The organism is Agrobacterium tumefaciens (genome assembly GCF_031801495.1).
GTDB classification, from domain to species: domain Bacteria; phylum Pseudomonadota; class Alphaproteobacteria; order Rhizobiales; family Rhizobiaceae; genus Agrobacterium; species Agrobacterium tumefaciens_K.
Genome location: NZ_JAOEGC010000007.1, coordinates 78204 through 98324 on the forward strand (window position 1 = coordinate 78204; position 20121 = coordinate 98324).

Consider the following 20121-nt stretch of genomic DNA (forward strand, 5'->3'; position numbering starts at 1 on the left):
TTCTCCGCGTGTATTCAGAAGATGACTTGAATCTAGATGTTTATATTTGTACTGGAAGTGACAGTTTTGTATTTTCACTGTTCACTTTTGTAAGGGCATGGCCATGGAGTGGAGTGACGTAAAAATCTTCCTTGCGATTGCGCGGTCCGGCACGCTCGGCGGCGCTGCGCGTGCTCTTCATACAAGCCATCCGACCGTCGGCAGGCGGCTTCGTGCCCTTGAGGATGCCATCGGCCATACGCTCTTCCAGCGGACCGCGGACGGTCTCGTGCTGACCGAGGAGGGCCATGGGATCATCGCCCTGGCAGAGCAGATGGAAGAAGGCGCCCTTGCAATGGAGCGCCGACTCGCCGGGCAGGAGCAAAATCTCAAAGGCAATCTGCGCATCTCATCGGCAGACTGGTTCGGGGCTTATGTCCTGCCTCCCATCGTGGCGGATTTCTCGAAAGTCTACCCCAATGTAGACGTCGAGATCCTGACCGGCACTCGCCTGTTCAACCTCGCCCAGAGGGAGGCCGACGTTGCCTTTCGCATCGTTCCGTTCGACACTGCCGATGTTATTCAACGGCGGCTCTTTAGGCTCGAATACGGCGTCTACATCGCCGAGGAGTCGCCCGACCCTAAATTCGGCGACGGGACTGGTTTCCGTCTGATCACCCACGACACTTCGACAGGGCAATTCCCCGACATAGCCTGGCTCTCCGAGAGTTTTCCGAACGCGCGACCCGTGCTGCGATCAAACAACCGAAACGTCCAGGGGCGAATGTGCAGGCAGGGTGTTGGGATCGCAGTCCTGCCCCGCGCAGTGGGCAACCAAATCCCGGGTATCCGCAGACTTGAACTACCCAAGCTCCCGCCCGCGCGAGACATCTGGATGGGATATCATCGGGACCTGCGACGTCTTCAGCGTCTTCGGGCGTTTATCTCGACCGTCTCGGACCACATCACAAATGCCCCTGCATGGTAAGCCGCGCGAAGAAGATCGATTTTCCCGCCGATCCACGGCCGCGGTAGGACAGCCGCGACAGACAATTTACTTGCTGGCCGCAATCTCTCTGTGCCGCTCCACCACAGCGCCCACGATCATTGTCATCAGCCCTTCGACGAAGTGGCGACTGAGGCCAACCTCATTGGCGATACTCATCACTCGATCCAATTGGCGTCGCTCTCGCTCATTATCGATCGCCGGCAAAGCCTGTTCGGCTTTCAGGTGGCCGACATGCTCGGTACAGCGAAAGCGTTCGGCCAGAATATAGAGGAGAGCTGAATCCAAATTGTCGATGGTCCTCCGGTAGGAAGCGAGTTGCTGTGCCACATCATCTGTCATCATTTGAATATCTTCCAAGTCGTTTCATAGGCGCGAGGTAGAGCTTATGAGATGGGATGCATACTGCGACGTAACAGGGCGATCGTCAGCCAAATTGCCGAAACCAGGAAGTAGAATGCTCCGACGCCAGCGTAGCCCGCAACCGTGGCGATAGAAGGCTCCTGAGGCATTTGCGCCTGAAAGATGAAGAGAGCACCGACCACAGAGGATTGGCCTCCGCTCAAAATCATCGCCCACTGACCCCCATTCGTTTTTCGGCGCCGCACAGCAGTTCCAAGCTGCAACAGCCCTGAGAAGATAGCCCATAGACCGAAGGCGCCGAGAACCCAGTTCATGTTCATTGTCAACGCCAGGATTACGGCTATCGTCATAACCGAGCTCGCTGCGACGTTGATCGCTTGGCTCCGATTGGCGGCAAGACCACCACTCCTGGTGGCATCGATAACGTTGGCGATTGCATCCCAAGCGGGATAAATGATCAGCAGTGCGGCAGCCACCGCAAAGGAATGTCGTCCGGCAGTCAACGCAGCCGCGACCCAAAGCACTGAGAAGGCCGCTCTGGTAAAGTAATACTGCTTGAGCCACTGGTCGTTGCCGCGCGCGGCACGGGAGATCTGGTTGTTCGACATTGTTTTCTGTCACTTTCTAAACTGGTTGATTAGTGGTTCGCGCGAGCGTCATCAGATGAAGACGAAATGCTCGCTCAAGTGGGTGTTCTCTCCCATTCAGCACGGCGGGTCTGATCGCTTTTGTCAGAGAGTTTCCCGGCTGACATTTCGGGACTATCGAGGTCCTGGCCGTCGCGAGAAGAAACCGTCGTCCCGCCGCCGTGGGCACCCTTGATGCCCATGCCTTTCCGAAGGCATCGCTGATCGCCTCCTCCCGCCCGGCAGCCCATCGGCCGTCAGGATCGGAGAGGATGGAACTCGCTTGGTTGATTTCGATTTGTCGTGAAGGCGCAATTTCTGAAATCGGCATCACTTTCCGGACTTCCGTCGGCTCATGGATTGTTTTCCTGTGGTTCATCATCTCGATTGCCTCAGATGCCGGCGTACCACTCGTAGCCACGGTCTTCCCAATAGCCGCCGTTCCCACCCCACAGCCCGGCGAAGCTGTCGACCAGTTCGATGCGCATGATGTATTTTGCCTGTTTGTAGCCGAGCTGTCGCTCGACCCTGAGGCGCAAGGGCGCGCCGTGGCCGACGCTGAGATCCTGGCCGTTCATCTGGTAGGCGAGGATGGTTTGAGGATGGACCGCATCGATGAGATCAATGCTCTCATAGTAACGGCCGCTTCCGTCGAGCGTCTTTTCGAGTTCGTCCGCACAATGCAATACGACGTAGCGCGCCGTCGGCCTAACCCCGGTGAGACGCAACAAGTGGGAGAGCGGGACGCCTTTCCATTTACCGATAGCACTCCAGCCTTCGACGCAATCATGGCGGGTAATCTGGGTGCGGGAAGGAAGCGCCTTCAGATCTTTGAGCGAAATCTCTTGAGGCCGATCAACAAGACCGTCGATCTTCAGTCGCCAGTTTGCGAACTTGCCTTCCAACAGTTCTGCATATTCCTCGCTATCGGGAGCACTCGTTCCGTTCACACGGAAGGAGGGAGAAATGTCCTTTTCGTCAAACTCACGCGCCAGCGCATCCCGCCCCTGAAGCAGTCTCTGTGCCTTCATGGTCAGGTGCTCGGCTGAGCGCAGGACATCGGCGACGTCGGCGTTCTGGTCCAGCAGGTCACACCCGGAAAGGGTCAGGGCGCTGGCGCCGAGTGTGCCGCCGATGAGGAAGCGGCGTCGGGTGAGAAGCGTTCTCATGATTGTGGCCTTGTGATGAATCACATAGCGTCCGGTGATCATCGAGCGAATATTGTTCCAGGTCCCGGACAGGACCACCATTGCCACATGCACGACAACGAAGATGACCAGCGCCGACGCTGTGATGAAATGGACGGTACGCGCGGACTGGCGTCCACCGAAAATCTCAATGAGTACGGGGAAAGCGGCGTCAATCCCGGGTGACATTGCCAAACCCGTGGCGACCATCAGCGGCAGCAGAACGACAATGACCGCCAGATAGGTGAGCTTTTGAAGCGAATTATAGTGTTTGGCCTCCTCCCCTTTCGGAAAGCGCAGCCGAGCATGATCGAGGACTTCGCGGCCGAGGTGGCTTGGCGAGAGCTCATGGGGCTTTGGCGCAAGGTCCTTGCGGAAATGTCCGCTCAGCACGCTGAAGCCGAGATAGACAATGCCGTTGATCGCAAACAGCCAGGCGAAGAAGAAATGCCAGCGACGTCCGGCTGCAAGATCCTGGAATGAAGGGATGGTTGCCCAGGAGGGAAAAGCGCGTGAGACTTGTCCGCCATCAACATTCGACACGCCGAGGACGCCCGTGGTAGGTAGTTCCAGGCCTGCAATGCGAACAAAACCGCGTGGTTCGCCGCCTTTGTCATCGGCGCCAATCGTCAAGACGGCAGGATCGCCGTCGGCGCCATAATGTCCCCAGTATAGCTCGGGGTGGGCGTTGAAGATCTGCAATCCGCTCAAAAGAAGGAAACTCAGGCAGAGCACGTTCAGCCAGTGCGTGAGCCGTGTCACGACAGAGTGGCGGCGAATAGAGATCGTCCGGGGATTTCGGACATTATCATTGGAAGGGTCTACGCTCATCTCAACGTCTTTCATCGGTGCATTTAGCGGCGGCAGACCAAGCAGCGTCGATCTGTAGTCGCCGGCCGAAGCAGTATGGCGGCTGCTCCGGCCAGTGACGGCGGGGTCTTCACATCGGGGGAACCACGCCATTCTTGCCGACGACCACCTGATGGGCGATGGGGCCGGTTGCAGCCTTTTCAGCGGTGATGAAGACTACGGCGCCGGGGACGAGATCATCCTTGGTGGCTCCAGCGATGGTGACGACAGGTGTCCCATCCGGAATGGCGATCTTCTTTTCCTTCCCATGATAGGTGACGGTGACGGTCCGGCCATCTACACCCGTTACGGCATCGGCGACCGTCGCATTGGTCATGCTGCTGTCGGGCTTCAAATCCCAACCATAGCTCCCCTCGCCTGTGCCTTTCATTTCCGGCGGGAAAATTAGGACCTCAAGCGCTCCATCGCCGCCATCGCCCTTTGGCAAGGATGCGATGCCCACGAAATCGCCCGGCTTGATATCGGTGACCTTTGCGTTGGCAACGCCAGCGATCTTCCAGTCTTTGGCAAGGACGACGTCGACGGTCTCACCGTCGCGGGTCTTCACTTTCAGCGTTGACCCCTCGTAGTCGACGATGCTGCCTCGTACATGGATCGGCGCGGCTTTCTTATCTTCGGCAGATGCAGGTGCGGAAACAACAGTTGCGGAAAGGATGCTGGCTAGCGCGAAGGCCAGAGCTGGAAAAACATTTCTCATTTTTATCTTCCTACTAGTTGGTAGTTTCGATGGGCGCGATTGACCCGGGTAGCCACGCCACGCAGGATTAGTGTGAGACTGTGGGCATGAGACGATTGAGGGCGGGTTCGAGTATCGTTGAGAAGACCTCCGGTTTCCCGTAGGCTCTCGCCGAAAGCATTGCCCCGTATACGGTGGCCAGAAATGTTTCGGCTTCAACATGCGGCGCACTGGTAAGACTCAGTTCGCCTTGCTTGGCACCGCGTTCCATGACCGAAGTCAGCCATGAGGAGATGAAACGAAAAAAGTTCGTCACCTCCGTTGCGACTTCCGTCGGGAGGGAAGGCAGCTCACTGGCAAGCATAGCACAGACACAATAGGGTCTGCTGGCATCCTCGATGCATGCAGCCCAGTGGTTTGCATAAGTCTTGAGGATGTCCAGAGCGTTCGGAACCTTCTGCTCAAGGACTGCCACGCTTGCCTGGCCATCCTCTCGATACCGCTTAACCAGCTCACGCACCAGATCGACCTTGCTCGGAAAATGATGATGGATGCTTGCCTTGCGGATGCCAACAATCTCCGAGATATCAGCATAGCTGAAGCTATTGTAGCCGCCGCTTATCAGAAGGTTTCGGGTGGACGTCAGAATGTCGTCCGAGGTTGTCGAAAGATTGCTCATGCAGTCTATCTACCTTCTAGTAGGCAGATGGTCAATAGCAAATGTTGGTTTTGTGTCAGCCGTCCGTGGAGACGGTCACATCCTTCCATGCTTCGATTTCCTGTTGCAGACGCTCGATACGTGCCGTCACATGCTTCAAGGCATCGCTACCGAGGAGAAGTTGTGGTGGAGGATTGTCGGACTCGACGAGGGTCAGCACCGCGGAGGCGAGCTTTTGTGGATCTCCGAGCTGCTTGCCGCTCACTGCCTGACGCGCCTCGCGGATCGGATCGAACAGGCTGTCGTAATCTGCAATCGACCTGTCTGTGCGGACCATGGAACGCCCGGCCCAGTCTGTCCGGAACGAGCCAGGGCAAAGCGTTGTCACGTGAACTCCAAACGGCGCCATTTCCGAGCGCATGACCTCGGAAATGCCCTGAAACGCGAACTTGCTGCCGCAGTAATATGCGATGCCGGGCATGGTGATCATACCGCCCATCGACGTGACGTTCACGATAAAACCACGGCGGCGCTCACGGAACCTCGGAAGAAATGCCTTGGCCACAGCCACGGCGCCGAACACGTTCACGTCAAACTGACGTCGCATCTCTTCAAGTGGCGATTCCTCGAGCACGCCCTCGTGACCGTATCCGGCATTGTTGATCAGCACGTCGACTGGCCCGTGTTCGTCCTCCGCTTGCTGGACGACGTCAGGGATGCGGTCGAAATCGGTGACGTCGCAAAGGACCGGGCGCAGTTCCGGGAGGCTCTTTGCCAGCGTTTCGCGCGAGGCTTCGGAGCGGACGGTCCCGATGACGGTGTGACCGGCTTCGATTGCGGCAGTGGCGATCGCCAATCCGAAGCCCGAATTCGCCCCTGTTATGAAAAACGTTTTGCTCGACATTTCTAAAACTCCTTGATTAACCGTGGATGACAGATAATCTCAACGCCAACTGAACTCGATTGCGGATCCTCTAATTGTTTTGCCTAATCCTATGATTTCTGAAAATCAGTCCGTCGCCCATGACCGGCTCGTCGCCGTGGCCGGGCAACTGGCTCCTCGCCTCGGCTACAATCAGACTGCGATCAGTTGTGTCCGTATCCTTCGCACCGAGGCGGTGCTCGATGACGTCCCGGTTCTCTATAAGCCGGGGGCGGTCTTCGTATTACAGGGAAGCAAATACGGAATCCTCGAAGGCGACGTCTACCTTTATGACGAGGATCATTATCTCGCTGTCTCGGTACCGGTTCCATTCCGAATGACTTCAAAGGCAAGTCCACAGCGGCCATTGCTTGCCGTCTATCTGGAGTTCGATATGCAGATGGCGACGGAGATCGCTCTGCAGGTGGAAGAACTCGCAGGTCCCGCAGACGCCAAACCGAGAGGGCTGCTCTCGAGCAGAATGGACAGCGATATCGAAGACGTCCTGCTTCGCTTACTGACGGCGCTCGGCAACCCGGTCGATGTCGCCGTGCTCGGGAGCTCTATTCTGCGTGAACTGCATTACCGCGTGATGGTTGGCTCGCAAGGTAGCGCGGTTATCGCGGCCCTTCAGCGAAAAGGGACGTCCGGAAAACTGCTTCAGAGCGTGGCATGGCTGCGGGAGAACTACAGCAGTGAAATCGCCGTCGCGGATCTTGCGAGAGACTTGGGTATGAGCGTTCCTTCCTATCACGTCCATTTCAAGAACCTGACCGGCTCAAGTCCGATGCAATATGTGAAGGCGATGCGGCTCCATGAAGCGAGACTGATGATCGCCCGCCAGACTGCAACAATTGCGGAGGTGGCGGCGTCAGTGGGCTATGTCAGCCCGGCGCAATTCAGCCGCGACTTCAGACGGCATTTCGGGCGTACCGCATCGGAAGAAGCGAAGTGGGTCCGGCATCACCTGGGCGAACAGGTTTGACCATTGCCCCTCACCGTTATCACGATCGATCGACCGTCAGAACACAACATGTCATTGTAAAGCGGCTTGAAGGGCGGCTTTGCAATGAATGAGGGTCGTGTCGAAGACGGGAACGCCTACGTTATCCTGGTTTAACAGCATACCCACCTCGGTACAGCCGAGGATAAGACAGTCGCAGCCTTTGTCGACCAGACGCTGCGCAATCCCTTCATAGGTCAAGCGGCTCTCCTCGCGAACGATGTCGCGGGACAGCTCTTCATAGATAATACGATGGGTTTCTGTTCGATCATCCGCTTCAGGGATCGTTGGCGACAGCCCCTGAGCGATGAGGCGGTCGGTGTAGAAGGTCTGCTCCATGGTGAAGGCCGTTGCCATCAAACCCGGTCTCCGGAAACCGCGGTCGAGGATAGCGGTTGCAGTCGCGTCCGCGATGTGCACGAACGGGATCGACACCCCGCCCACGATGTTGTCCGCCACCTTGTGCATGGTATTCGTCGCCAGGATGAGGAGGTCGGCACCTCCGCGCTGCAGCGCGATAGCATGTTCATTGAGGATTCGGCCCGCCGCGTCCCAATCGGAGGATGCCTGCAACTTTTCGATTTCGTCGAAGTCGACAGACCGTATGAGAAGCTCAGGAGAATGAAGTCCTCCCAGGCTATCGCGGGTAAGCCTGCAGAGTTCTCGGTAATAAATCTGGGTTGATGTCGCGGACATTCCGCCAAGTATGCCGATGGTCTTCAAATGTCTCACCATGTTCATGCGTTAGGTCTGTTACCGCTCAACGGCCGCTTGAGCAGAAACCGGGGCACGCATATTCGCTACCCCAAGCACGATTGCAACGTCAGGAAAACCACCAATGGAGTGGAGAAATGCCTGAATAAGGGCCGCCGTCCGCTTCGCCGAACATACGCGCACAGTGCAGCGGAGGGAACTCCGCGGCGGCCCATGCGCGCCCTTATTCCGCGCTAGTAGCTACAGGGTGGAGCGGCGAGGCACCGCCTCGTCTCAATGCTCAGGCACTGATGCCGCCGTCGACGAGAATGCCTGAGCCGGTAATGTAGGCTGCACCGGGCCCCGCGAGAAAGGCGACGGCCTCTGCGACTTCACTGGTTTTACCGTATCGAGCAATCGAGAGGTTTGGCAGGATAGCGGCTGCGAGCGCGCCATCGGCAGGGTTCATGTCAGTATCAATCGGACCTGGTCGAACCAGATTGACCGTAATTTCCCGAGAGCCCAACTCACGTGCGAGGCCGCGCGTGAAGCTTTCCAGCGCAGACTTGGTCGCGGCATAGACCGCGATCCCCGCGAACGGCACAGCCAGACCCGCATTGCTGCCGGTACTGATGACGCGACCTCCGTTGGGAATATATTTCAGCGCTGCCTGAGTGATCAGAAAGACACCGCGAACATTGACGTTCAGCTGAAGATCAATCTCCTCCAGTGGCTGCGTGGCGAAATCACCTGCGAAAAGGACACCGGCATTATTGACCAGAATATCAAGGCCGCCGAGCTCAGCGACAGTTTGTTCGACGGTAGCCATCGCGGCTGCTTTGCTCGCGGCATCGGCATGGATGGCGATCGCATTTCGACCCATGGCGCGGATCTTGGCAACGAGAGCTTCCGCTTTCTCGACCGACTTCTCATAGGTGATCGCAACGTCGGCACCATCCTCGGCCAGTTTTAGCGCAATTGCCGCACCGATACCGCGTGCCGCACCGGTGACCAGCGCGCGCTTGCCGGAAAGAGGTAGTGTGGAGATGTTGTTCATGGAGAGTACCTCTGTATGTCTCTGTTTTGCTCGGGAGTTTCACGCCGTTTCCGCGCGATCGGCTGATGATGCGCCGCTCATCGACGCAACGGTTGGGTCGATGTAAGGCTGACGGAAAGCCATCCCGCAATGAGAAGACAAATGGCAATTGCACCGGCTGCAACGCTGTATGCTCGGCCAATGGATTGAACGTCTGTGGCCGGCCCCAAGATCGAGAAGAACAACCCGCCAACGATTGCGGCTGCCAACGCACCGCCAATCTGAAACATCGAATTGACCAGACCAGAGGCCAATCCTGACTGCGCCCGGTCCACCCTTTGCACGATGCTCTTCACCAGGTTTGGAAGGGCGATCCCCTGCCCCGCACCGATAAGAAAAAGCGCAGCAAAAAGGAAGTGTGGAAGGCCATTCGAAATCAAGGCCGCCGTTCCAAACAACCCTGCAGCTTGCAGCACCATGCCGGCGCCGGCGGAAAATCTTCCGAAGACGCGGAGGATGCGCTCACTTGCGAACGGACCAAGGACGAAGCCGACGGCCGCAGGAAGGATCGCCAGCCCGGCCTCGAAAGGCGTCAGACCAAGGCCACCCTGCTGATAGACCGAGAATATCAGCCAGAAGGCCGCAAGCGAGTAGAAGAACAATGCAGCCAGCAGCCCGCGCATTAGTCCACGGTTTTGCAGCAGGCTAGGTGCAAGAATCGGATCTCTCCCCGTCGACTCCAGGTGTTTCTCATGCCGCCAGAACAGGAGGAAAAACGGGAGGGACATGACAAGCATCAGGATTAGCCAGATCGGCCACCCCTGCTCCCGCCCCTCGATCAGCGGCGCAATCAGCGCAGATAGCGCAATCGCGATCAACAATGCTCCGCCAAGGTCCAATTTGCTTGGGCGCTCAGATCGGGTTTCCCGCAACATGATGAAGGCCGACGGCGCAGCGACCGCGATAACCGGCAGGTTGATGAGGAAGATGGCTCTCCATCCAAGACCAAGGATATCAAGCGCAATCAACGCACCACCGAGAAACAGACCAACCATCGATGCCACCCCGAATGTCAGGGCATAAAAGCTGAGGGCTTTTGATTTTTCGTGGTCTGGGAAAATTGCATTGATGGAAGCTAAGGCTTGCGGTGCCATAATTGCCGCTGCAAACCCCTGAAGAATACGGCCGACGATCAGCGCGGCTGGAGACCAGGCAAACCCGCATAAGGCAGACGCGGCTGCAAAACCGACCATTCCAGCCAGAAAGACATTTCGTCGACCATAAAGATCTCCAAGCCTTCCCCCAGTGATCAGCATCACAGCGTAAGTGGTAGCGTAACCGGAGATAATCAGCTGCATCGTTGATGCAGAAGCCCTGAAATCCTCCCGGATCGAGGGCAGCGCCACATTGACGATGAAGAAGTCGAGCGGCGGCAAAAAGGCACCGGTCAAAAGAATGACCAGCGCCATCCATCGACGTGGATCGAGTTTATCATCGGGATTGCTGGTGTCTCTCATAAGTCTCTCCAAGCGACCAAAAAATCGATCGACGGTTTGCAATATCATAAATTGGAACTAATTGGTTCCAAAATAGGGTCAGCCAAGCGCCTTCAGTGCCAGGTCGACCATGGCCCTTGTCTCCGCGCGATCTGCTCCTGCCTTCGCCAGGACCCGCATACCCTGGATCTGGCACACGAGGAACCTCGCGAGCGTTCGTTCATCCAGCCCGGGATCGATCTCGCCCAAGGCCTGGCCTCTTATGATCGCCGCCGCATAAAGATCTTGCAGACGTCTGAACAGCCGGGAAATACGTGGTGCGACCTCTTTATCCTCCGGAAGCATTTCGACAGCTGCAAAGACGACAAAACATCCACGCAAACCGTCCGTTCCCGATGTTTGATCCACTTGTTGAGAAAAAGCTTCTAAAATTGCGGCTTTAGGCGACGGATTGGAATGCAGTGTTTCACCGACCGAGCGAACGGCGTCCTCGATGTAAGCGTCGAGGGCGCGCAGATAGACGCCTCTCTTGTCGACGAAAGCCTTATAAAAGCTGCCTCTGGAAAGTTCCATGCCCTCAAGCAAGTCGGGAAGGGATGCATCGTGATATCCACGATCCCAAAATATGTGCATTGCTTTTCGAACCACTTCATCGAGTTCGAATTCTCGAGGGCGACCGACGGACGCGGATATTTGATTGCGCTTGACCATGGCAAATATATGGAACCATTCGGTCCACAATACAAGCGATATTTTCGGGATGATGCGCCAAGCGTCGGTGCCCAACTTAGTTAGCGACGCCGATCGACGGGATAATCCCGAGAGAATTCCCTGACGGCCATCAAAATCGGCATAAGCCCGCGGCCTGCCGAACTCAGCGAGTATTCGACACGAGGAGGCTGCTCTTGAAAGTCGTGCCGGATTATGAGGCCGTCAATTTCCAGCTCCCTGAGATGTTGCGTTAGCATCTTCTGGGATATCCCAGGTATGTCTCTCATGAACTGCGATGCCCGCAATGATGGTTCGGCGAACAATCGGAAAAGGATCGGCAGTTTCCAACGTCCTGTGATCATCCGAAGCACCCTGCTGACATGAGAGACAGAACCGTCGGCTCCGAGGCACGTCGCCCTGTCCTCGACAGGCACTATAAAGTGCGTAATTGCCTGCTTCATCGACGAACCTCATATCTGCTGGAGACGGTAAGACGGATCAAATATCATGGACTTACAACTCCAAAACAAGGTTGCGCTGGTCACGGGAAGCAGCAAGGGGATTGGCGAGGGTGTGGCCAGAGGCCTCGCGAAGGAAGGGGCAACCGTTCTTGTCCACGGTCGCGACAGAATGAAAACAGAGGACGTCGCGCATGACATCATATCGGCGTCCCACCCATGAAGCCACCATGGGGCATAGCTTCGAAGACGTGCAATTCGGTTTCCACGCCAGCTTTTCGCAAGGCTCGATGCATCCTCACCGTGTTTGACAGGAACAGGTCACGCGTGCCGGTCTGCAGGAATGTCGGCGGAAAGCCCGCCAAATCGCCGAAGAGCGGCGATAGATAGGGATTGGAGAGATCGGCACCACCGGCGTAGAGCAGGTTGTTTGATCGTAGCGGGCGGGGCAGAACGAGATCAATCATCTGGTTGGTCTGGAAGCTGTCACCGGATTCGGTGAGGTCAACCTGTGGCGAGAGCAAGACTAATCTGCCAGGCATTGGCATGCCTTCATCTCTTGCCCGCAGCAGCATGGCAGTCGCGAGATTGCCGCCTGCCGATCTCCCCAGGATGATTACCTTGTCGGGGGAGTGACCTCTCAAGACATGACGGTACGTGGCTAAGCAGTCATCAAGAGCGGCCGGATAGGGATGCTCAGGCGGCATCCGGTAATCGACGCCGTAGCATCGCACGGCGTGCTGGTGAGCTTGGCGTCGCGCACTGACGCGACAGGCCTCACCGCCTCCGAACACCAATGCGCCGCCATGCAGGTCGATGAGTGCGCCACGCTCATGAAATGCTCCGTGCGGCGTCGCGACATGGATCGTTGCTTGTTCGACTACAATTGTCTTGACTGTGGACTGCAAACTCCCGGCAAGATCTTTGGCCGCGGCGGCGTAATGCGCATCTACTGCGGCTTTCATCATCATCCAGCCTGAAAAATCCTCTGGGGACGGCATTTCGAACCGCGCATTCATAGGGCTGCCGTCCTTGTCGACCAGGCGCGACAGTGCCGCTTGTGCTTCGACGCTGATGGACTGTGGGGCCTGAATCATCCGTGAAGGGACGGCTGCACTGCGTGAGGAATTGCTCATTTCTTGCTCTGTAATGGAACGAAGCGACGATGATTTTTTCTCGAACCCGGGCGCCGGTCTGGCCTGTCGATTTTAGATGTTCTGCCCGAGACATGAGATCGCTTCAGATTGGCACTTGGGTCCGCAGCCAGATGACTGACTGTATCCCATTGCTTTGAAGGGAGAATAGCCTATTACCAAACTGATTTTGCTACCACCTCAACAGTTTGGGCCCGATTGACGCTCCCAGTGCCGCTACACATGCAATGGCGATCGAATACCATACCGCCACAAAGGCAGCGCCATTGTTGAGGCAGGCGATGGTATAGGCGAGACCACCAACGGAACCTGCAAGGAAACCTGCAATAGCGCCTGCCTGGCTGAGCCGCGTGGGCGTTCCGGCCCGCATCGCAGAAAGAATAGCGGCGAGCGCCGGGATGGAAGCCATGATGATAGTACCCGCACAATTTAGCACCGAGTAGGTGTGAACCCCAAGCAAGGGAAAGCCGCTCCGATCGAACAGAGCTCCGGTAAGCAGGAAGGCCAGTGCCGGAGCAAGAAAGATAACCGTGCGAGGCACCTGGCTCGGCTGGACCACTGTCCAAACAAGATGAAACCCGCCGGCAGCTACAAGAACCATGCCGATGACCTTGAACAGGAACGTCCATGTCGGGAGTATCTGCATGAGGTCGGAGCGAGGTCCGGCGATCATCACAACGACACCAGTCGCTGCCAGGATCGAAAAGACCAGCGCGACAGGTAGGACGATCGAGAGACGGAGCGAAAGTGACGCGCCTTTACCAGCTTGCGCTGCAAGCCCTCGAATAAGATCGTCCGTTGGTTGTCGATTGTCATTCATGCCCGGGGCCTCTTCTCTGTGTTGCCGCCATCAGTTTCTTCAACGAGCGATGGAAAGCGACGCGCACCGCTCCCTCGGTGGAACCGATTCGCGCAGCGGCCTCTTTGGTAGAGGCACCCTCAAGCCCGATGGCTCGGACAGCTGCCTGTTCGCCAGGGGGCAAGGCGGAGATTAGTTTTTCAACATCTGCCGGATTGCGTTCAGGATCGAACACCTCAAATGAGAACAAGCCGGCCCACTGCTCCTCGGTCAAATCAACGCGCGTGCGTGCGTCACGGCCCAAGCGCCGGCTGGCATCAATGATCTTGTAGCGCGTAATTGCGTTCAGCCACGGAAGCAGAGACCGCTTCGTATCCCATTGGTGGCGACGGGAATGCACTGCTATGAGCACTTCCTGGACGACATCCTCTGCCTCGTAAAGACTGAAACCCATATATCGCAAATGCGCCTCGACGATCCGCCGCACCGAAGCGGCGAAAGCCCTGAGAAACGCCTCGTAGGCAGCGCTATCTCCAGTGCGTTCCGCGCGCATCGCTTTCGCCCATCTGTCTTCCCGTGTGTCCATGCACCCATGCTTTCGGTTGGACGAAACCCATTGTTACGACCTATCGCGAATTTATTCGAATTTACGCGCCGATCACATAGTCGTGACGATGTAAGATTGGGGAATTCCCAACGAAAGACTCCTCCGAAGCATGTGCTTTACGATGAAAGGAAGTCCGGAATGATCATGAACAGGCGCACATTTTCCACTGCTATGCTTGCCGGCGCGGCAGCATCAATGCTTTCAACCAAAGGCATGGCCGCATCGGCGGCCGGCCACCCAGAAAAGGCCCGTAACGTTGTCTTCGTCCATGGGCTATTCGCAGATGGTTCCTGCTGGAGCGAAGTGATATCGAGGCTGCAGCCCGAGGGCTTGAACATCACATCCGTGCAGAACCCTCTGACTACTCTCTCGGAATCGGTTGCTGCTGCGGAGCGAGTACTGGCGCGGCAGGATGGGCCAACAGTATTGGTAGGGCACTCATTTGGGGGAATGATTGTAACTCAGGCCGGCATGCATCCTAATGTGTCGGCTCTCGTGTACGTCGCCGCCCGTGCACCCGACGCAAACGAGGATTTTGGCGCTTTGGCAAAAACCTTCCCTACTCCCCCCGCTTCTGCCGGGATCGTTTTCGACGGTGAGGAAGGGAGACTTAGCGAGAAGGCATTCCTCGAGGACTTCGCCGGCGACATTCCAACGGCCCGCGCGAAGGTGCTGTATGCAACGCAGTATCCGTTCCAGAAGGCGCTACTCTCAGGCAAAGTTATCGAAGCCGCTTGGCGCCACAAGCCCAGCTATTACGCGGTGTCGAGCGAGGACCGCACGATCAACCCGGACCTGCAGCGCTTTCTCGCCAAACGCATGGACGCAAAGGCAATCGAATTGAAAGCCAGCCATCTCTCGCTGATCTCGCACCCGGACGAGGTCGCGGAGCTTATCCTGGAAGCTGCAGGCCAGAAAGCCTAACCCGATCCGCGAAATTCAGACAGTCAGACACCGCTGCGTGACCTCCCCTAAACCTGCGCTAGTCGTCCAGTGACCTCTTTGCAAAGCGGACGGTTTCTAGGCAACGAGGCAAGCAGCGCAGTCGAGAGAGGACGACAGCCAAGACTGGGGGTGTCGTTCTTTCTCCGAGCTGTTAGGCAATGAATATATGTGTGCCAGGTTGTTCAGATTTATCTCTCAAGCAATCTAGATCTTGAACGGATACGAACCGCTGACACATTAGTTCAGCTACTTGCTGACTTAGCGCAGATCGGACGATTTCCGCTCATAGAATGCTTTCGACGCCTTTAGTAAAGGCCCCTTTACTCCGCCTGTCTAATGCAATCGCGCCCATCGCTTTTTGCTTGGTAAAGTGCGCGATCGGCACGATCCATCAAGGCAACTAAGTCCTCACCTTTGTGCGCTACCGCGACCCCAAAGCTTGCCGTTGGAGTTAATTCGTTTGAAAGGATGCCGGGCGATATTTCTTTGAAGGCGAGCCGGACGACCTCAGCTAAAGCCGGAGCAGCAGCGGTCTGGCCCGGCGCGAGCAAGATCGCGAACTCTTCACCGCCCAAGCGGCCGACGATGGCATCGTTGGGAGCGTTACCCTTGAGAATTTCGGAGAAAGCTCGAATGACGCGGTCTCCACCGCTGTGTCCGAACCGGTCATTGATTGACTTAAAGTGATCGAGGTCGCTCACGATCACAGAAACCCGGGCATCCGCGGACTGCCGTGCTACCGCATTGAGTGCACGCGGCTCGAAGCCACGGCGATTGAATAAGCCTGACAACGCATCGATTTGCGCATCCGACTTGATGCTGTCCAACACGTCACTCGCAATCACCGCGAATATACCTACCGCTGTCATTGCACAAATAAGTGCGTCCGATATAGAGACAACGAGCCAATAAGCTCCTTCAAACCCTCCCTCTACATTACCCGAAGCAAGCAAGAAAAGAGGGCGGAGAAGAAAGCCTCCACACGAAATTACAATCAACCCGAAAAGTACCTGCTCGACCGGAGTGCGATCCGGAGCCTTTGCTACATCAAACAGCATCACAAGACCAACCGCCGCGAGCCCACCGTTCAGGAAAATAACTCGCATAAGCAGGCTTTGCTCTACAAACTGATGATAATAGAGAGCGCTCAATGCGAGTGCGGCGATACTCAAGACAGCGAGATATCGTGGTCGTTGTGCGCGCCGGATGGACAGTCCAATGGACAGTAATACCATTGAGGACATCAAGAATACGTTGGCCAGCAACCGTAGTAGCGGATCCCCAAGCGAAAAGGCAAAATAGAATATGACGAAACACAGTGCTCTTACCGAATATGAAAGAGCGAAGATAGCAATATAGGTAAGATGCCTGTGGTGGTGCCAGAGCACGAACATCGATATGCAAAACAGTGCAGACATGCCCGTATTCAACAGGCCTATGACGTCTTGATAACTCATATCTGACCGCCCATGGTGCACGCCCTACGCACCTATATCGCACCCTTCAAGGTTGCGATAACACGGCTCTTGTAAATATCGGGTAAACCTGGCGCACCACGGGCAAGGCTTGGTTGATCTCGGCTACCAACCCGTTCGCGCCTTCTCCTCCCTGACTATAGAAGGTGGTCTAGGTGATCTCACATGGCTCCGATCGTTCTCTAAAACTTCACCGTGAACCCAATCGTGCCATTGAAGCTGGTATTGCCGGATAGATCAGCAAGACTGGTGTTGATGCCCGCCTGCCCGTGTACGGCGTATCTTTCATTGTCCCAGGTATAGGTGCCACCTAGGCCAAGGCCTCCCCAGAGACGTTCCTGCGAGTTACGGAATGACACGCCAGCGACATCCGTTCTCGCATCAGGCGACAGGTCGTAAAAAAGGTTGGCAATGCCATATACCTGAAGACGGTTGAGCGCACCGGCCTCGGCCGTCCAGCTGTATTCATAATCCGATGACAGGCCTAAGCGCAGTTTCAAATCATTGTCACGCCCAAGGGACACTTTTGCACCAAAGACATCGGTAAAGTGTCGGTAGGACAAGCCGGAAAAGCTGAGCTGCGCCTGCGGGGTGAGGCTCCAGCCGGGACCGATCGGAATCTGCTGGCCTGCCTCGACACCCAGCGCATAACCAAAACCATTAATGCCCGAAGCAAGCCGGGTGGCTGCAGTGGTGGAGTTGAGGTCATTGTCAAACCAGGTGAGGTTAAGCTGACCATCGACATAAAAGCCGCCATTGCCATACCAGGTCAACGTGCTGCCAAGGCCGTAACCATTGCTGCTGATGGTGCCGTTGCCGTATGCCGAGGTGATGTCACCATCGATGGTGCCGTAACGCACGGACAAGCCGCCAACCAGATTTCCACCCGTTGATGACATGAGTTCAAAGTCGGTCCCGGCCTGTAGCTGCCAGGTATCAACGGTGTAGTCTGCACCTGTAGTGGAGGAATGCGGTGACAGGCGATCATGCTGGCCGACAATGCGGCCCCAGATGCCGTAATCACCACCAGCAGGACCCTGCCCGGTATTGGCGCTATTGTCGCCACTGACGCTCCAGACACGGCTTCCGACACGCTGTTGCAGCGTATCCAGCGAATTGAAGCGCTGCAGCACGGAGGAATAGGCCTCGTAAACCGGTGCACCGGCTTGATAAAGCGGCGTGCCTGACGACAACAGGGCCGAGCGCAGATACCAGTCACCGTCTGCTGGGGTGCTGACACCGCCCTGATACAGCCGGTAGGCATAAGCACCGGCGACGACAGCCTGATCACCCTCAAAGACATAACTGCCGAGCAACGAAAATGTGCCGGCGGAGGTGCCGCCGACGTCGATGATCTTAATGCCTTCTACTGTCTGATCACCGGTGCCACCAACATTGATGACACGCACATTGGTGGTGCCAGATGTGTTCCCCGTGATAATCAAATGGTCGGTAGAAGACGTATCGTCGCCCAGCACGGTTTCAATTTCCAACGTGCCGCCGTTTCCGATATAGTCCCCCGCAACCGTCAATGTGCCGATGGAGTTGCCCGGTGCAATGGTACCGCCGGCAAAGTTGGTTGTGGTGCCCACCTGCCCGATACCCTGAAGACGGCCGCCATGCACCTCCATGGTGCCGCCGAGCGTGTTGTTGACCGACAATATGCCATCATAAACGCCTGATACGCCAAGCAATGCTGAATTGTTGGCAGTGAGAATTGTCTGGCCGGAACCCACCTGCCGCACGCCGCCGGACCCACTTATCGTGCCACCGAATGTCACGACATCAGAGCGGTTAAAGGCCAAGATACCATTATTGGCGACATCACCAACAATGCTGCCCGTCGTGCCATTGTTGCCCAGCCGCAGCGTGCCGTCCTCAATTGTGGTGTTGCCGCTATAGGTGTTTGCGCCTGTCAGCGTCAGGGTGCCCGCGCCCTGTTTGGTCAAGCCACCGATACCGGTGAGTTCGGGAGCAACGCCGATGTTGTAACCGTTGGTGTCAAAGAAAGCGTCATTGCTGCCAAGCAGCACCTGCCGACCGGCAAAATCGACAAAAAACTCAGTCTTGTTTTCGATGGCCCTGATGATGCCGCCATCCAAGGTGACATTGGCTGTGCCCATGCCGCCGCGAACAAAATTGGTCTCCAGCACGCCGCGCGCGCCAACCGTGCCGTTTATATCCAAGGTGCCGACTGCGCTCGCTGAGGAAATGCCAAGCCAGACACCATCGCGCACATAAACGCTTGCGCCATCTTCAATCGTCATGTCGCCCAGGCCGTAGTTGCCCAAATTGAGATTATAATCGCCGATGGACCAGCTGGATCCGGCACCAGTAACGGTTACGCTTCCGACACCCACAGCACCGGCGCCAACATATCCCTGCTGGCTGGATACCGTCGCACCATTCTCAATTCTCAATGTGCCACTGGCGTAACTGCCGACAGTGAGCTGGTCGGAAATGCTCCAGCTAGAGGAGGTGCCGGAAACAGTAGCGGAACTTGTGTCGGTGTCTCCGATAGTGGCAAGTCCGCTGGACACTTGTCCGCGATCTTCAATTCTCAGGATGCCGTTGCTGACGGTGATGCGGCCTGCATTTTCCCAGGATGAGCCGTCGCCGGACACCAAGACCTTACCCTCGTTGGTGCCACCGATATAGGTATCGGCATTAACGATGAGTTTGCCGCCGAAAAGCAGTTGCAAGTCCCCATCGCCGCTGTCGCCTACCCCGAAATAATCATTGCTCGTCCAGGTTGACGCGTTGCCAGAACCATCTGTGCCCGAGACAAGGGCGACGCCATCCACCACGCCGCTGGAATTGGTGACACTGGCCCCGCCGGTGACATTGAGCGTGCCGTCGACTACCCGTGTTTCGGTAGTGGTCAGAGTTGAAGCCCCACCTGTCACTGTTAATGTGCTGGTAGCTTCCACGGAGACAGAGTTAGCGGTACCGGCGCCTGAAAGGTTCACGGTGCCCGGCGCGATAACAACATCGGCCGAAAAATCCGGAACGGCGTTGGAACTCCAGTTGCCGGCATCAAGCCAATCGTTATTGCCCGCACCGCCCGTCCAGTCAGCCGCCGTCACCGAAACCGGTACCGCCGCGAAGGCCAGAACGAGCGGTGCGGTGGACAAAAGCAGGCGTTGATAGGACGGCAGAAGTTGGCGAAGGGCTTGACGCTTTGGCATGGCGACCCCGAGAAGAGAGGGTGTGATGATTATCAAAGCATGAAAAAAGATGATTAATATCTACCTAATATTCCCGTCAAAGCAGCAAAAATCTTGAGGACACGCAGTTGGCAGCAGCCTCCCTCACCGCCCGTCCATTCCTGACACGCAGTCCATGATCAAGACACTCCGCGAGTGATACAAAGGGTCCGCCCTAGGTATTAGCGGCGCGCAGGGGCTGACGAGTTCGCTTTTGACTCGTCCTATACACCGGAATTGATATCCTCTAA

19 protein-coding genes and 2 pseudogenes are annotated in these 20121 nt (G+C 56.6%); 4 read left to right on the forward strand and 17 right to left on the reverse strand.

What is annotated here, in order from left to right; genetic code table 11:
• Positions 1–103: 103 nt before the first annotated feature.
• Entirely contained in the window at positions 104–967 is an 864-nt protein-coding gene (locus tag N7578_RS23075; protein ID WP_311112662.1) for a LysR family transcriptional regulator, read from the forward strand.
• A 66-nt stretch (positions 968–1033) separates the two neighbouring features.
• Here N7578_RS23075 and N7578_RS23080 read toward each other — a convergent pair whose 3' ends face one another.
• The 7 genes and pseudogenes from N7578_RS23080 to N7578_RS23110 form a co-directional block, all read right to left on the reverse strand.
• Positions 1034–1330: a chorismate mutase gene (locus N7578_RS23080; protein ID WP_110730692.1), complete on the reverse strand. Its 297-nt coding sequence runs from the start codon at positions 1328–1330 to the stop codon at positions 1034–1036.
• Positions 1331–1371: 41 nt separating this feature from the next.
• A complete protein-coding gene (locus N7578_RS23085) occupies positions 1372–1956 on the reverse strand; it encodes a DUF308 domain-containing protein (RefSeq protein WP_311112663.1) in 585 nt (194 codons plus the stop codon).
• 410 nt (positions 1957–2366) lie between these two features.
• Positions 2367–3143 carry a molybdopterin-binding protein gene (locus N7578_RS23090; RefSeq protein WP_220331295.1) on the reverse strand — a complete coding sequence of 259 codons (777 nt, stop codon included), beginning with the start codon at positions 3141–3143 and terminating at the stop codon, positions 2367–2369.
• Positions 3144–3152: 9 nt separating this feature from the next.
• Positions 3153–3992: pseudogene (locus N7578_RS23095) on the reverse strand (cytochrome b/b6 domain-containing protein); the annotation flags it as partial.
• A gap of 109 nt (positions 3993–4101) precedes the next feature.
• Positions 4102–4728 (reverse strand): hypothetical protein, encoded by a 627-nt coding sequence (locus tag N7578_RS23100; protein WP_311112664.1) that lies wholly within the window; start codon positions 4726–4728, stop codon positions 4102–4104.
• 67 nt (positions 4729–4795) lie between these two features.
• Positions 4796–5386, reverse strand: a complete 591-nt coding sequence (locus N7578_RS23105) for a TetR/AcrR family transcriptional regulator (protein ID WP_311112665.1) — start codon at positions 5384–5386, stop codon at positions 4796–4798.
• 55 nt (positions 5387–5441) lie between these two features.
• Complete coding sequence (locus tag N7578_RS23110; RefSeq protein ID WP_311112666.1) at positions 5442–6269, reverse strand: oxidoreductase; 828 nt, start codon at positions 6267–6269, stop codon at positions 5442–5444.
• Positions 6270–6360: 91 nt separating this feature from the next.
• Between N7578_RS23110 and N7578_RS23115 the strand changes: the two genes are divergently transcribed.
• Positions 6361–7272 (forward strand): AraC family transcriptional regulator, encoded by a 912-nt coding sequence (locus tag N7578_RS23115; protein WP_112963843.1) that lies wholly within the window; start codon positions 6361–6363, stop codon positions 7270–7272.
• A 51-nt stretch (positions 7273–7323) separates the two neighbouring features.
• Here the strand turns inward: N7578_RS23115 and N7578_RS23120 are convergent, their stop codons facing one another.
• The 5 genes from N7578_RS23120 to N7578_RS23140 form a co-directional block, all read right to left on the reverse strand.
• Positions 7324–8013, reverse strand: coding sequence for an aspartate/glutamate racemase family protein (locus N7578_RS23120; RefSeq protein WP_311112667.1), 690 nt, complete (start codon positions 8011–8013; stop codon positions 7324–7326).
• 271 nt (positions 8014–8284) lie between these two features.
• A complete protein-coding gene (locus N7578_RS23125) occupies positions 8285–9040 on the reverse strand; it encodes an SDR family oxidoreductase (RefSeq protein WP_311112668.1) in 756 nt (251 codons plus the stop codon).
• A 77-nt stretch (positions 9041–9117) separates the two neighbouring features.
• Positions 9118–10536: an MFS transporter gene (locus tag N7578_RS23130; protein ID WP_311112669.1), complete on the reverse strand. Its 1419-nt coding sequence runs from the start codon at positions 10534–10536 to the stop codon at positions 9118–9120.
• A 78-nt stretch (positions 10537–10614) separates the two neighbouring features.
• Positions 10615–11148 carry a TetR/AcrR family transcriptional regulator gene (locus N7578_RS23135; protein WP_311112769.1) on the reverse strand — a complete coding sequence of 178 codons (534 nt, stop codon included), beginning with the start codon at positions 11146–11148 and terminating at the stop codon, positions 10615–10617.
• 158 nt (positions 11149–11306) lie between these two features.
• Positions 11307–11687: a winged helix-turn-helix transcriptional regulator gene (locus N7578_RS23140; protein WP_092937872.1), complete on the reverse strand. Its 381-nt coding sequence runs from the start codon at positions 11685–11687 to the stop codon at positions 11307–11309.
• 46 nt (positions 11688–11733) lie between these two features.
• Between N7578_RS23140 and N7578_RS23145 the strand changes: the two are divergent.
• Positions 11734–11895: pseudogene (locus tag N7578_RS23145) on the forward strand (SDR family NAD(P)-dependent oxidoreductase); the annotation flags it as partial.
• Here the strand turns inward: N7578_RS23145 and N7578_RS23150 are convergent.
• From N7578_RS23150 to N7578_RS23160, 3 genes are all read right to left on the reverse strand, one after another.
• Positions 11885–12820, reverse strand: coding sequence for an alpha/beta hydrolase (locus N7578_RS23150; RefSeq protein WP_311112670.1), 936 nt, complete (start codon positions 12818–12820; stop codon positions 11885–11887). The pseudogene N7578_RS23145 and the gene N7578_RS23150 overlap by 11 nt on opposite strands.
• A gap of 190 nt (positions 12821–13010) precedes the next feature.
• Positions 13011–13658: a DUF1109 domain-containing protein gene (locus N7578_RS23155; protein ID WP_311112671.1), complete on the reverse strand. Its 648-nt coding sequence runs from the start codon at positions 13656–13658 to the stop codon at positions 13011–13013.
• Positions 13651–14190 (reverse strand): sigma-70 family RNA polymerase sigma factor, encoded by a 540-nt coding sequence (locus tag N7578_RS23160; RefSeq protein WP_311112672.1) that lies wholly within the window; start codon positions 14188–14190, stop codon positions 13651–13653. The genes N7578_RS23155 and N7578_RS23160 overlap by 8 nt, the downstream gene beginning before the upstream one ends.
• Before the next feature lie 192 nt (positions 14191–14382).
• Between N7578_RS23160 and N7578_RS23165 the strand changes: the two genes are divergently transcribed.
• Entirely contained in the window at positions 14383–15168 is a 786-nt protein-coding gene (locus N7578_RS23165) for an alpha/beta fold hydrolase (RefSeq protein ID WP_113327734.1), read from the forward strand.
• Between the two features lie 341 nt (positions 15169–15509).
• On the opposite strand, the gene N7578_RS23170 is transcribed toward N7578_RS23165, so the two are convergent.
• Both N7578_RS23170 and N7578_RS23175 read right to left on the reverse strand, forming a co-directional pair.
• Positions 15510–16646: a GGDEF domain-containing protein gene (locus N7578_RS23170; RefSeq protein WP_311112673.1), complete on the reverse strand. Its 1137-nt coding sequence runs from the start codon at positions 16644–16646 to the stop codon at positions 15510–15512.
• A 200-nt stretch (positions 16647–16846) separates the two neighbouring features.
• The gene (locus tag N7578_RS23175) at positions 16847–19798 is read right to left on the reverse strand and encodes an autotransporter outer membrane beta-barrel domain-containing protein (RefSeq protein WP_311112674.1); all 2952 of its coding nucleotides are present in this window, start codon (positions 19796–19798) and stop codon (positions 16847–16849) included.
• Positions 19799–20121 lie beyond the last annotated feature (323 nt).

Bases quoted from the DNA above. Each gene is read 5' to 3' on its own strand.
- N7578_RS23075 (WP_311112662.1), top strand. From the start codon at position 104: ATGGAGTGGAGTGACGTAAAAATCTTCCTTGCGATTGCGCGGTCCGGC.
- N7578_RS23080 (WP_110730692.1), bottom strand. From the start codon at position 1,330: ATGATGACAGATGATGTGGCACAGCAACTCGCTTCCTACCGGAGGACC.
- N7578_RS23085 (WP_311112663.1), bottom strand. From the start codon at position 1,956: ATGTCGAACAACCAGATCTCCCGTGCCGCGCGCGGCAACGACCAGTGG.
- N7578_RS23090 (WP_220331295.1), bottom strand. From the start codon at position 3,143: ATGAGAACGCTTCTCACCCGACGCCGCTTCCTCATCGGCGGCACACTC.
- N7578_RS23100 (WP_311112664.1), bottom strand. From the start codon at position 4,728: ATGAGAAATGTTTTTCCAGCTCTGGCCTTCGCGCTAGCCAGCATCCTT.
- N7578_RS23105 (WP_311112665.1), bottom strand. From the start codon at position 5,386: ATGAGCAATCTTTCGACAACCTCGGACGACATTCTGACGTCCACCCGA.
- N7578_RS23110 (WP_311112666.1), bottom strand. From the start codon at position 6,269: ATGTCGAGCAAAACGTTTTTCATAACAGGGGCGAATTCGGGCTTCGGA.
- N7578_RS23115 (WP_112963843.1), top strand. From the start codon at position 6,361: ATGATTTCTGAAAATCAGTCCGTCGCCCATGACCGGCTCGTCGCCGTG.
- N7578_RS23125 (WP_311112668.1), bottom strand. From the start codon at position 9,040: ATGAACAACATCTCCACACTACCTCTTTCCGGCAAGCGCGCGCTGGTC.
- N7578_RS23130 (WP_311112669.1), bottom strand. From the start codon at position 10,536: ATGAGAGACACCAGCAATCCCGATGATAAACTCGATCCACGTCGATGG.
- N7578_RS23135 (WP_311112769.1), bottom strand. From the start codon at position 11,148: ATGCACATATTTTGGGATCGTGGATATCACGATGCATCCCTTCCCGAC.
- N7578_RS23140 (WP_092937872.1), bottom strand. From the start codon at position 11,687: ATGAAGCAGGCAATTACGCACTTTATAGTGCCTGTCGAGGACAGGGCG.
- N7578_RS23150 (WP_311112670.1), bottom strand. From the start codon at position 12,820: ATGAGCAATTCCTCACGCAGTGCAGCCGTCCCTTCACGGATGATTCAG.
- N7578_RS23155 (WP_311112671.1), bottom strand. From the start codon at position 13,658: ATGAATGACAATCGACAACCAACGGACGATCTTATTCGAGGGCTTGCA.
- N7578_RS23160 (WP_311112672.1), bottom strand. From the start codon at position 14,190: ATGCGCGCGGAACGCACTGGAGATAGCGCTGCCTACGAGGCGTTTCTC.
- N7578_RS23165 (WP_113327734.1), top strand. From the start codon at position 14,383: ATGATCATGAACAGGCGCACATTTTCCACTGCTATGCTTGCCGGCGCG.
- N7578_RS23170 (WP_311112673.1), bottom strand. From the start codon at position 16,646: ATGAGTTATCAAGACGTCATAGGCCTGTTGAATACGGGCATGTCTGCA.